10 protein-coding genes are annotated in these 12,105 nt (G+C 45.8%); 4 read left to right on the top strand and 6 right to left on the bottom strand.

Annotated elements, in window-relative coordinates; genetic code table 11:
* Positions 1 to 104: 104 nt before the first annotated feature.
* Both RID53_RS10980 and RID53_RS10975 read right to left on the bottom strand, forming a co-directional pair.
* Positions 105 to 1,667: a bifunctional pantoate--beta-alanine ligase/(d)CMP kinase gene (locus RID53_RS10980; protein ID WP_446388134.1), complete on the bottom strand. Its 1,563-nt coding sequence runs from the start codon at positions 1,665 to 1,667 to the stop codon at positions 105 to 107.
* Positions 1,668 to 2,013: 346 nt separating this feature from the next.
* Positions 2,014 to 3,135 carry a septal ring lytic transglycosylase RlpA family protein gene (locus tag RID53_RS10975; RefSeq protein WP_446388133.1) on the bottom strand — a complete coding sequence of 374 codons (1,122 nt, stop codon included), beginning with the start codon at positions 3,133 to 3,135 and terminating at the stop codon, positions 2,014 to 2,016.
* Between the two features lie 608 nt (positions 3,136 to 3,743).
* On the opposite strand from RID53_RS10975, the gene purM reads away from it, so the two are divergent.
* On the top strand, positions 3,744 to 4,787 hold the full coding sequence (gene purM / locus RID53_RS10970) for a phosphoribosylformylglycinamidine cyclo-ligase (protein WP_446388132.1): 1,044 nt from the start codon (positions 3,744 to 3,746) through the stop codon (positions 4,785 to 4,787).
* A gap of 251 nt (positions 4,788 to 5,038) precedes the next feature.
* On the opposite strand, the gene RID53_RS10965 is transcribed toward purM, so the two are convergent.
* Together RID53_RS10965 and RID53_RS10960 are read right to left on the bottom strand one after the other, a co-directional pair.
* Positions 5,039 to 5,839, bottom strand: coding sequence for a DUF4058 family protein (locus RID53_RS10965; protein ID WP_446388131.1), 801 nt, complete (start codon positions 5,837 to 5,839; stop codon positions 5,039 to 5,041).
* Positions 5,840 to 5,955: 116 nt separating this feature from the next.
* Positions 5,956 to 6,210 (bottom strand): hypothetical protein, encoded by a 255-nt coding sequence (locus RID53_RS10960; protein WP_446388130.1) that lies wholly within the window; start codon positions 6,208 to 6,210, stop codon positions 5,956 to 5,958.
* A 169-nt stretch (positions 6,211 to 6,379) separates the two neighbouring features.
* On the opposite strand from RID53_RS10960, the gene RID53_RS10955 reads away from it, so the two are divergent.
* Both RID53_RS10955 and RID53_RS10950 read left to right on the top strand, forming a co-directional pair.
* Positions 6,380 to 6,583, top strand: a complete 204-nt coding sequence (locus tag RID53_RS10955; RefSeq protein WP_446388129.1) for a DUF433 domain-containing protein — start codon at positions 6,380 to 6,382, stop codon at positions 6,581 to 6,583.
* On the top strand, positions 6,583 to 8,289 hold the full coding sequence (locus RID53_RS10950; RefSeq protein WP_446388128.1) for a DUF262 domain-containing protein: 1,707 nt from the start codon (positions 6,583 to 6,585) through the stop codon (positions 8,287 to 8,289). The genes RID53_RS10955 and RID53_RS10950 overlap by 1 nt, the downstream gene beginning before the upstream one ends.
* A gap of 146 nt (positions 8,290 to 8,435) precedes the next feature.
* On the opposite strand, the gene RID53_RS10945 is transcribed toward RID53_RS10950, so the two are convergent.
* Together RID53_RS10945 and prfC are read right to left on the bottom strand one after the other, a co-directional pair.
* Positions 8,436 to 8,651 (bottom strand): hypothetical protein, encoded by a 216-nt coding sequence (locus RID53_RS10945; protein WP_446388127.1) that lies wholly within the window; start codon positions 8,649 to 8,651, stop codon positions 8,436 to 8,438.
* Positions 8,648 to 10,276, bottom strand: coding sequence for a peptide chain release factor 3 (gene prfC, locus RID53_RS10940; RefSeq protein WP_446388126.1), 1,629 nt, complete (start codon positions 10,274 to 10,276; stop codon positions 8,648 to 8,650). Before prfC ends, RID53_RS10945 begins: the two co-directional genes overlap by 4 nt.
* A gap of 370 nt (positions 10,277 to 10,646) precedes the next feature.
* Between prfC and RID53_RS10935 the strand changes: the two genes are divergently transcribed.
* Positions 10,647 to 12,032, top strand: coding sequence for a sensor histidine kinase (locus RID53_RS10935; RefSeq protein WP_446388125.1), 1,386 nt, complete (start codon positions 10,647 to 10,649; stop codon positions 12,030 to 12,032).
* Positions 12,033 to 12,105 lie beyond the last annotated feature (73 nt).

The raw sequence follows: 12,105 nt of genomic DNA, 5'->3' as shown, positions 1-12,105 counted from the left end.
TGTTAGTTACGACGCAAATGGCAGTATATCCGGGATAAAGGATTAGTTTTTTTTTAGTGGGAGGTGTAGCAGAAGGTAGAAGGGTAATGCTTTTAGGCAAGCTTTTATTCGTTAGTTGACAATAATCCTTTTGTGTGGTATTCACTAATGATTCTATCGGTAACCTCAGGAATTGTTAATCCATCCGTATTAATTTCGATCGCGTCAGCAGCTTGGCGCAGGGGGGCTAAGGTGCGAGTGCTGTCACGCTGATCTCGCAGTTGAATATCCGCCTCTAGCTGTTCTAAACTAACAGTACCTTGGTCTTCGTCTTGGAGATCTTGCAGGCGTCGGCGTGCCCGTTCTTGAACTGAGGCGGTGAGAAAAATTTTCAGTTCAGCATCGGGGAAAACATGAGTCCCGATATCTCGCCCTTCAGCGACAACGCCACCTTTAGACGCCCAGCGCTGCTGCTGTTTGACTAATTCGTGACGTACAACCGGGAGCGCCGCGATCGCAGAAACATTGGCGGTAACCTCTAAGGAGCGAATCGCTTGGGTGACTTCTTTGCCATCAATCCACACCCTCAAACTTTGGGGTTGGGAACCACTACTGATTAAGGAAATTTGACATTGACTCACCAATTCCGCGATCGCAGGTTCATCGGTGAAATCAATTCCGGCTTGCAGCACTCGCCACGTCACCGCCCGATACATGGCTCCCGTATCCAGATACATTAAGCCTAATTGCTGCGCCACTAACCGAGTCACCGTCGATTTCCCCGCTCCCGCCGGTCCATCAATAGCAATAATCGGTCGGCGATTTCGCAGCAGAATATTATCAATTAAACGAGTTGAACCCAGACGAGCCGCGATCGCGAGTAATCCTTGATCTTCTACTTGTTCTAGGGGAGTCAGAGTAGTGGGATGCACTAATTCGATGTACTCAACTTGAATCTCCTCTATCCAGCTGAGTTCTGAGGTAACGGCGGCAATTAAGGAGGTGCGATCGCGCTCCCCAGCTTGGAACACATTTTGGGCATTTTGTAAACCCTTGTAGAGAATCGGAGCTTGTGCCTTTTGTGCTGATGTCAAATACTGATTGCGAGAACTATAGGCAAGTCCCGATGGCTCACGGGCGATCGGACAAGATACGATAGTGACAGGCAAATTTAGATCCGCGACCAAGCGGCGAATAATCGCCAATTGTTGAGCATCCTTTTGACCAAAATAAGCGCGATCGGGTTGAACGAGATTTAATAACTTCGTGACTACAGTCGCCACTCCCTGAAAATGACCCGGACGGGAATGACCACATAATATAGAAGTCATCGCTGGTGGGGGCATAACTTGAGTGAACTCCGTCGGGATGTCTGAATCCGATGGGTCATCACCATACAACTCCACGGCTGTGGGTGCAAAAATCACATCAACTCCCGCTTGTTCACAAAAGCGTTGATCCTCCTCCAACTGACGCGGGTATTGCTGCAAATCTTCCCCAGGTCCAAACTGGAGTGGATTGACAAAAATGCTGACAACGACAATAGCATTTTCGCGTCTCGCCCGCTCGATTAAGCTCAAGTGACCGGGGTGCAACGCCCCCATCGTCGGTACTAAACCGACGGTTTTTTGGGTTCGATGACGTTCTAAGTGGCAGCGCAATCCCGCGATTGTCGTAAACAGACGCATGAGAGTTTAGTGGTTGGATCTTAGATCGATGTTAGCAATTTTGTCATTGGTCATTGGTCATTGGTCATTCGTCCAAGAATTCATGAACTTTGTAGGGGCGACCCGCTTGCACTAATGAACAACTCCAGTTCACTCAATTGGGTCGGGTCGCCCTCTCCTCTCAAACGCGCCATGGCACGTCTGGAACATTCACGCGCCAGGTTCCCTCGAAGGTTGTGATTCTTCACACCTTGTCCGACTAGGGAAGCGAAGGATCGGTCAGGACGGGTTTTGCAGAAACGTTACCATCAATAACCACGCATCAAGTTCCTAAACCCGCCCCTACACACTCAAAACTATTTCCTAGCTAGTTATCTAAAACCTCAATCCGTACAGGTGCCACACCCGTCCTAATCAATCCTAGGACTCTGGCGGCGGCGGCGGAAAGGTCAATGACTCGCCCTCTGGTATAGGGTCCTCGGTCATTAATCCGCACGATAACGGAGCGACCATTATTTAAGTTGGTGACCCGCACGTTAGTACCAAAGGGTAAGCTGCGATGAGCGGCGGTTAGGGCATTTTGATTAAATCGCTCACCACTGGCGCTGCGGTTTCCGTGAAAGCCAGGACCATACCAGGAGGCAATACCCTTAACCTGGAAACGTACAGGACCCAGGGCGACTTGGGCGATTGTCTGGGCTTTGGGTTTGCCCTCAATTTCGCGTATGGGGGGAGCATTACCCATCAAGCGTCGCAGTCGGTTCGTGGCTTGTCGGGCATCTTCGGTTAGGTTTTCGGTGGTATCGGGCAGGATAGTGTTGTCGTTAACTTGCACCAACTCCTGGTCGTTTACCTTGATGCTGTAGCAGTTACACGACTCATTCCAACGAACAGCGATCGCCTCTGCATCAATATTATCCCGATGCAGTTGATTGAGTTGAGCCGCAACCGCTGTCGCCCGCCCTACGGCATCATCTGGATTGCCATTACTGGTCGAGGTGACACTAGGCGAGGCGGTATTGTCCAGTTGGTCTACCTCTGAGGATTGATAGTCAGACACCGTTTTCGATGAGGAATACCCGGGTTCGGAGTCATTTCCCAGAGCCACTTCTCCCACTTTGGTAACATTATTTGCAGTTGCAGGAGAACCTAAGAACGTCAGGACAGGGATGTCGCGTACATAAAGAGTAGCCGCCTGACGCCCATCGAGTGAATAGGCATGAATTTTAGCAATGATTTCTTCTGCTTCCCCAACTTGAGCCGTTGGGGATTGAAATTCTCCCACTTTTACCACCTCTGGTGGCTGAGGAGTTGGTTGAGAGGAGGTTGAGGGAGTTGTTTGCCGAGAGTGTAGCGCTTGAGCGGGAGTCAAGTTGCCCTCAGAACCTTGATCAACTGCCTGAGCTTGGTTAGCCGGATTGGATATCACTGTGCTGAGGGCTGTGGTTAAGACGGTAACAGTGAGACCACTCAAAATTCGCTGATTCATAAGCCTATATCAAAAGCCTCTGGAATTCTACGTTTAGGGTTATGGGTGGTGATGCAAGAGAATTAAGAAAAATCTGCTGCAACTCATACTCATCGATTTCGTCCTATTTTTGTGGAACTGACACAGACTAACACGAAGTTTTGGGTTTGGGGATCAGTGATTTTTGGGAATCAGCGATAAGATTTTCAAAAGTGCGATATCATGTAATTTGCTCTAAAGCTTAATCTGGCAAGGATTTCCCGCTTTTACACCTCTCAGGGAATTTACGAGATTCTTAACAAAACTTTACAATAGAGGCAACAAACCTCGACCGTCGCGGCGAAGGTTTTCCATCAAGCTCCTCTGCTCCTCCGCGATGTCGTGCTTTTACTCTAGGCTTTGCCGGGATCAACCTGTAAAATATCCGAGGGAGGAAAACAAAGGACACCCTCGCAACTTTGGTTGGGGCGGGTTGATTCACATCAAGGTGGCAAAAAAACGATAATAGTGAAACCCGCCCCTACATTCCTCGGTGGGAACGGGTTGAGTCACATCGGGGCATAAAAAAATGATAATAGTGAAATCCGCCCCTACATTTGGAAAAATTCTTTCATTCCTAGTGATATTTCATGGATTATCGAGAAGCTGGTGTTGATATCGAAGCAGGTCGAGCGTTTGTACAGCAAATTAGAGGGCTAGTCCAAAGCACCCATCGACCCGAAGTTTTAGGTGGACTCGGTGGCTTTAATGGTTGCTTCCAGTTACCGATGGGATATCGCGAACCCGTTTTAGTATCGGGAACCGATGGAGTGGGGACAAAGCTGAAACTGGCTCATGAGTTAAATCGTCACGACACTGTGGGAATTGACTTAGTTGCCATGTGTGTCAACGATGTCTTGACATCTGGCGCACAACCCCTATTTTTTTTGGACTATTTAGCCACAGGAAAGCTGAATCAAGCGCAACTCACGCAGGTGGTAGCAGGTATTGCTCAGGGATGTCGTCAGGCTGGCTGCGCGTTGTTGGGAGGAGAAACCGCAGAAATGCCTGGTTTTTATCAACCGGGAGAGTATGACATTGCTGGCTTTTGTGTGGGAATGGTGGAAAAAAGCGAAATTTTAGACGGTTCCCAGGTGCAATTGGGAGATGTGGCGATTGGTTTAGCCAGTCAGGGGGTTCACAGTAATGGGTTTAGTTTAGTCCGCAAAATTGTTAGCGATTCAGTTAACCAGGAATCGCCGTTAAGTTGGGATAGCTGTCTCGATTTACTGGGAGGTCAACGTTTAGGAGACGTGTTGCTGACGCCGACTCAAATTTACGTGAAACCGATTCTGGATGCGCTACAAGCTGGGATTGAAATTCATGGAATGGCTCACATTACAGGTGGCGGTTTACCAGAGAATTTACCTCGGTGTTTAGGTCAAGGGCAATCGGTGCTGATTGAGCCGAATAGTTGGGAAATTTTACCTATTTTTCAATGGCTCGCTGAGGCGGGTCAAGTGAGTCTGGAGGAGATGTTTAATACATTCAATATGGGGATTGGGTTTGTGGTGTTGGTGTCATCTGTTCAAGCCGAAAAAACCTGTCGTTGGTTTGAATCTCAAGGCGTCACAGCTTATCGGATTGGGGAAGTGGTTGAAGGGACGGGTGAAGTGGTTGGTGTATCGGGTTAATTAGGATTTGCTGAATAAGAATCCCCTTTTGCCATGGCGATTGTTTTGCCATGGCGATTGAAATCGCTGCTACACAAACAAAGTCCGCCTGCGCGGACTGGGTTATAAGGGGGGTAATTAACCTGGATTTGGTATCATTCATCTTTTTAGTAGAGACGTTGCATGCAACGTCTCTACAACTATCTTTTCGGTTGCACCCTTTCTTTAACTAAATCCGCCCCGACGCAGGTTTCTAGGCTTCCTGTGAAACGTTAGGAATCCGATAAGTTGAGCAAATCCTGGGATTTTAGATGTTCCGTCAACCAAGTTTGATCGGCTTGAGTAAGACGCGGGGAAAGCTGGCGATTATAGTCAATGACAAAGGCAAAACCCGCGCGATCGTATACCTCGTGAATTAAACGTTGTAAATCTAGTGTCGGTTCATTCTCGCCTCGACGAAGAGGGATTTTCAAAATAGGAATTGGAGTTTGCAAGGATAAAGAATATAAATTAGCACGAGGACGCTGATCAGCCTGACTAATCAGGATACGATAAAGGGATGGTGTAAATTGTCCCCCCATGGGCATCGGTGTACCCCCAGGAAGTAAGTCAATTTCCACGAGATGGGCAAGGCTGCGTAGAACCTTTTGGCGCTTGGTTTCGTAGGCGGTGCGCCCTTGACCCGCTTTTTTGTTTTTGGGAGAGAGGAGTTCAATAACGGTGACAACTAACCCTGTTTCAATTTCGCGGATTTCCAGGTAACTTTCGCGCACCTCTTCAGGCATTGGTACTGTAACAATCGTGGGTTGTGGTGTCAGTGTGCCAATGGTGCTGGATAATTCATCTTGGCTGGGACGATTGACTCCCTGAGTGACGCTGACATCGGGAATTCCGACTAAGACAGACTCTCCATCACTCATTTCATAGATGCGACGTTCAACCGCCGCCCTATATTTCAGCAAGATTTGGGGGTTGAGGGCATCTGCGATCGCGACAATTAGCCGACTATGGAATTCTGACCAGAGTTGGGGAGTTTCCAGGTATGGATTCATCCCAGGAAAGGGGGAAGGCATAGTGCGATCGCAAAACTACTATTTTATTGATCGTAGCGGATTGACTGAAATTGGGTCAGGAGCATGAGAACATCCGATAGATGCCGTTTATTTGTTGCAATACCCGTCGGTTTGTCCTAACCCTTGTGGCGGTTACTATACTTGCGGCGTTGTTCGTCAGCAAACTCTGGGAAAGAGCGAAATCGACCCGCCTCAAAATCATCTAAACCTTGCTGAATGCCTTTAATCGCTTCCTCTGAATCTTGTTCTTCCCACTCTAAGACACGAGCCAGTAATTCAGATGCAACAAGACCAACATCTTGACCTTGCCGAGCGGCTTTGTCACGCAATAGCGCTTCTAACTCTGGGTTAAGGGTGACAACAATTGCCATAAAGCGACATCCTTCTTCGGGGAGCTAAATTGCTTAACGATTGGCTACATAACGTAGTAGCTAGCGCCAGTCGGGATTTTTGGCTACATACAGATCAGAATCGGTCATTGCAGCACAGTATTAAGCTGCTATACACTGAATTAGGGTCTATGTTTAGCCTACTTTCATCATGAGCTACCGCGATATCATTACCATTGAGCCAGATAAACTAGGCAGCAAACTCTGCATTCGCCAAATACGTATCATCGTTTATGATGTCCTAGGCTGGCTAGCGGCTAGCATGTCTAATGCTAAAATTATAGACGACTTTCCCGAATTAACTGCAATAGATATCAGACTGAAATCTATTCAAACTTTTAACGAGGTTTATTAATGAGTATTCGTCCAGATAATCTAACTCTAGATAAGTTACTTCAAGGAAGACTTTTCCGAATTCCTGACTATCAACGAGCATATAGTTGGGAAACTAAGCAAAGAAAGGATTTGTTTGGAGATATTCAAAAGCTGGGTCAAATTCAAAATAGTGATCGCCGTCACTTTATGTCAACTGTTGTTTGTCTTCAAACTCGTGAAAAAGAGGAAGTTGGCGCAGATGAATTTGGTATTTTTCACATTGTTGATGGACAGCAGCGTTTAACTACACTGATCATTCTACTCAAAGCCATATCCAAAAAATTAAGCTCTGGAAGTGACATTGAACTAAAAGAGTCTAATAAACTAAAGGAACTTTTAGTCAAAGAAAACGGCAGATTAATTCTACTTCAAACAAATCATGATAGTAAGCGAATATTTCGTGACTATCTGGAAAAAGGTGAAATTCCTAGCGAGGAAAACGTCGAAACTTTAGCAGATAGAAACATGATTTGTGCATTTAAGGAGTGTATGGATTTTGTAGATAAATGGCAACCCAACGCCCTGCAACTTTTAAAATTAGTTAAAAATCGTCTTGATTTTATTTTCTATGTTCTTGATGATGAAGGTGCCGTACATACAACATTTGAGGTGCTGAATAGTAGAGGATTGGCAGTTGATTGGCTTGATAAGTGCAAAAGTATGTTGATGGGTATCGCTTTTGAAAAGCTTGAAGATGCTAGCCAAGAGTATATAAAAGACCTTCGAGATGATTGGTCAAAAATTTACAGAACTATAGGATTAAAGAGAATACAGGGACAAGAAATATTAAGGTTTGCAGCGACCCTAGAGGACATTAAGGGAGGAAGTAAAGTAAGTGGAGCAGAGAGTGCTATGGAATTCTTCCGATCAAGATGTGAAAATAATCCTAAAGATGTGATTGATGTTTCTCGTAAATTTCTAAAAATTGCTGACAAACTAGAAGATTTTGTTTCTAATTCCCGCCTTATGGCTGTGACTAAAATATCTCATGCTCGGCTTTTGGGGATATCAATTATGTTGAATGAGGCACTAAATGCTGATGAAAAAAGCAATATCTTAAAAGAATGGGAAAAAGTAACATTTAGAATATTTGGATTACAGAGGAGAGATGCAAGAACAAAAGTTGGAGACTATGTGCGTCTCGCCAGAACTATTTTCTCTGATAATAATAGTAGTTCTGCTTCAGAAATACTCCAAAAAGTCACTGAACTAGGAAAAGATTATCCTGCCGACAAAGCAGCGGAAGAACTTAAAGAAAATAACTGCTACGAGGGCTGGGAAGATGAGTTAATTTATTTTCTCTATCGCTATGAGGAATATCTAGCTAATCAATGTGGTGGTTCAGTCAGTGAAGAAACTTGGGCACAAGTTTGGAGTTCTTCACCAACAAAAACTATAGAACACATACATCCACAAACTATAACTGAGGAATGGCGTGGAAAGTTTGGCACAAAAAAGGGCTATGTTACAAAGCAAGTTCATCGATTAGGCAACTTAGTCCTCTTGCCTCCAGGTGTTAATTCTATTTGTAGCAACAAACCATTTTCGCAGAAGAAAGAAATATACGAAAAGCATAGGCATCTGAAACTCATTGATGAGATTCTTGAAAAAGAAGATTGGGGCTTAGCCGCCATGGAAGAACGTGAAAATCGGCTAGTAGATTGGGCTAAAAAGGAATGGACATAATGAATCGCTCACTGTTGCAAGTCAATTTGTCGTAGTCTAAACTCTACTAATACGCAAATGCTGGCTAGCTGGGTGATTTTTTGAGATTAAACTTTTAGGTCTTTCGTCATCATTACGTATTTCACTGCGAAGTACGGAATGTGGGATCAAATGTTGTCATAGATAGCATCTGCCTCGCTGTATCCGGAAAAGAATTGCTGGACTGTACATTGTGACCAGGTAGTTGTTTCAGTCAACTCAGTCTCAACATCAGTCCGCGCAGGCGGACTTTGTTTGTGTAGCTGCGAATTCCATTCGCCATCTGTTTTTTCTTGGTCTTTATTCCCCTCTCCTGGCTGGAGAGGGGTTAGGGGAGAGGTCATAAGGAATCCGGTTCCTGTCCCGACGCCACAGGCGCTGTCGCATTCAACTGCAACTCTGGATGATCCCCAATTACCTGTTGTAAATTCCACTCATTCTTAAACAACAAAACCGGACGCCCCCAGTTATCTTTCACCACCGCCGTGTTAAACAACCGTCCCGCTTTTTCTAAAGCCTGCCACCCCCCAGCGACCCAACGGGCAACACTATAAGGCAACATATCTAATAACGTTTCTACGCCATATTCATTCTGTAAGCGGAACTGAACCACCTCAAATTGCAACTGTCCCACGGCGGCTAAAATGGGGTCGCGCTTGGATTCATCCACCGAATACATAATCTGTATCGCCCCCTCTTCGCGCAACTCAGTTACCCCTTTGTGGAACTGCTTGAATTTAGAAGGATTGGGATTTTTCAAATAGGCAAATAATTCCGGCGAAAAACAGGGAATCCCTTCATACTCCAAACGCTTGCCATTGTAAATCGTATCCCCGATCGCAAATACCCCAGGATTATTTAAGCCAATCACATCCCCTGGATATGCTACATCCAAAGATTCCCTCCCCTGGGCAAATAATTTCTGGGGTCTTGACAACCGTACCGTTTTCCCCGTCCGCGCATGGTTCACAGTCATGTCCTTGTCAAATCGACCTGTACAAACCCGGACAAATGCCACTCTATCCCGGTGCTTGGGGTCCATATTCGCTTGCAGCTTAAATACAAATCCGCTGAAGTCGGGATAGGTGGGTGGCATTTCCCCCTCAGTAGACTTGTAGGCTTCCGGTTGCATGGCGTACTCTAAAAAGGCATCCAAAAACAGCTTGACGCCAAAATTGGTCATGGCACTGCCAAAGAATACAGGCGTCATCTGACCCTGATGCACCAACTCTAAATCTAAATCGGGTCCAATCTCCTCAATCAGTTCTAACTCTTCTTTCAACTGATAATACAGGTCTTGATCCAGCAATTTTTCAATCCGGGAATCTCCCAAATCGATTACCGTATCTCCCGCTTCCTTACTTCCATGCGCTGTCCGTTCAAATAAGTGAATTTGTCGCAGACGGCGGTCAAATACCCCCTTAAACCGATCGCCCATACCAATGGGCCAATTCACCGCGTATGTCTGTAACCCTAACTCCTGTTCAATTTCATCCAACAGTTCCAAGGGTTCCCGCGCTGGACGATCCATCTTGTTCATAAATGTGAAAATCGGTAGCGATCGCATCCGACAGACTTCAAATAACTTGCGCGTCTGCGGTTCCAACCCCTTCGCCGCATCCACCAGCATCACCGCATTATCCGCCGCCGCCAATGTGCGATAGGTATCTTCACTAAAATCTTGGTGTCCCGGCGTGTCCAGCAAATTAATCTGGCGATTCCTGTACGCGAACTGCAACACCGTCGAGGTAATCGAAATTCCCCGTTGTTGTTCCATTGCCATCCAGTCCGACGTTGCCTTACGCTGCGCTCGTCGGGCTTTCACCGCCCCAGCTTCGTGAATCGCACCTCCATAGAGCAACAGCTTCTCGGTTAGCGTCGTCTTCCCCGCATCTGGGTGGGAAATAATCGCAAAATTCCGTCGGTGTTCAACCGCCGTTTGCAGTTCAGCCTTAAGTTCAGTGGACATTCAAAACGCCTAATTACGGAACACTCAGCCTTCCATTATAGAAGTTGAGATCCTGGGTCGGTTGGCTTGAGTTGCTAACTTCTATATCCTAAGTTATAAATTGTCAAGCTTTTTTAATCAAAATTAACCCTATAGGTTATAACCCTAGAAGGTTTAGTTTCTGCTAATTCTGGGGAATACTGAAGTCAGTGCCGTTTGGGTAAATCCAATTCCTTCAGGTTCAAATACGTAAAATCCATTCCACTATTGCAGTTGTGTCACGCCAGTAGGCTGAGTCATGATGCAAGGCTTCACAGATCACTGATTGAGTCCCCTCAAACCGTTTTAATATTACCAGATAAAAGCTGATTATTGATTATAAGGAGACATTATGCAGTCGTTAATCACGCACAGTTTGACTGCCCCACTTTTCATGCCTCATGGCAACTGCTACCTGTGGAAGCCCGGTTTAGTCTGGCTACATCTCTTATCCGATGGCTTCATTGCCCTGGCTTATGCCTCAATTCCCTTAACCTTAATCTATTTTGTTTATCAACGACGGAATTTGCCGTTTTCCCGGATCTTTCTCATGTTTGCCGCTTTTATCATTGCCTGCGGTACTACTCATGCGATGGCAATTTGGACGATTTGGCATCCCGATTATTGGCTATCTGGATTAGTCAAAGCAATCACAGCATTAATTTCGGTCTATACTGCCCTAGAATTAATACCATTAATGCCCAAAGCCTTTGATGTTGCCAGTGCGGTGGAACTTGAAGCTGCCAATAAGCGTTTAGAAGCTGAAATTAGAGAACGTCAGCAAACCGAGGTTGCACTCAGGCGATCGCAGGATGAAATTCAACAAAAAGCCACCCTCTTAGAAAAGGCGTTGCGCGACTTGCAACATGCCCAAGCCCAATTAGTTCATACGGAGAAAATGTCCAGTTTAGGACAACTCGTCGCCGGGTTAGCCCATGAAATTAATAATCCAGTTAACTTTATTTTCGGAAATCTAGTCCATGCCAAAAATTATGCACAAGATTTACTGAAGTTAATTTCCCTCTACGATCAGCACTATCCCCAACCCGCCCCGGAAATTCAAACGACAGCGGAACAGATGGATTTAGCGTTTCTGCGAGACGACTTACCTCACCTACTCGAATCAATGGAAGTGGGGACTAAGCGGATTCGCCAGATTGTGCTGTCGTTGCGTAACTTTGCCCGGATGGATCAAGCGGAAGTAAAGGCGGTAGATTTGCATGAAGGGTTAGAAGGTACGTTGCTGATTCTGCAAAATCAACTCAAGGCAAAACCTGGATATGGGGAAATTCAAATAGTTAAAGAGTATGGAGACTTACCCAAAGTCGAATGCTACGTGGGACAACTCAATCAAGTGTTTATGAACCTATTGAGTAATGCGATCGATGCGTTAGAGGAATCAAGAACCACGGATAATGGACAAAATCATCCCACCATTCGGATTCGTACCGAAGCGATCGCACCCAACCAAGTTGCAATCCGAATTATCGATAATGGTCCAGGAATGACTGAGAAAACTCAGCGTCAACTCTTTGACCCCTTCTTTACTACCAAACCTGTGGGGAAAGGAACCGGATTAGGACTATCCATTAGCTATCAAATCGTCGTCGATAAACATCAAGGTCAGCTTAAATGTCGATCCGCACCGGGACAAGGCGCAGAATTCGCGATCGAGATTCCGATTCAGCAGCACCAGCAGCAACGAGTACTTCAGCCAGAGGTGAGTTTGACGGCTTAAAGGGGGTGTGGGGTGTAGGGTATGCAAATGCAAGTAAGATTCCCGACAACTCCTACGAAGTTGGGGATCTATA

Source organism: Coleofasciculus sp. B1-GNL1-01 (assembly GCF_040220235.1).
In the GTDB taxonomy this organism is placed as follows: domain Bacteria; phylum Cyanobacteriota; class Cyanobacteriia; order Cyanobacteriales; family Coleofasciculaceae; genus Coleofasciculus.
Note: the sequence above shows the minus strand (reverse complement) of the source record. Positions and strands in the feature narration are given on the sequence as shown.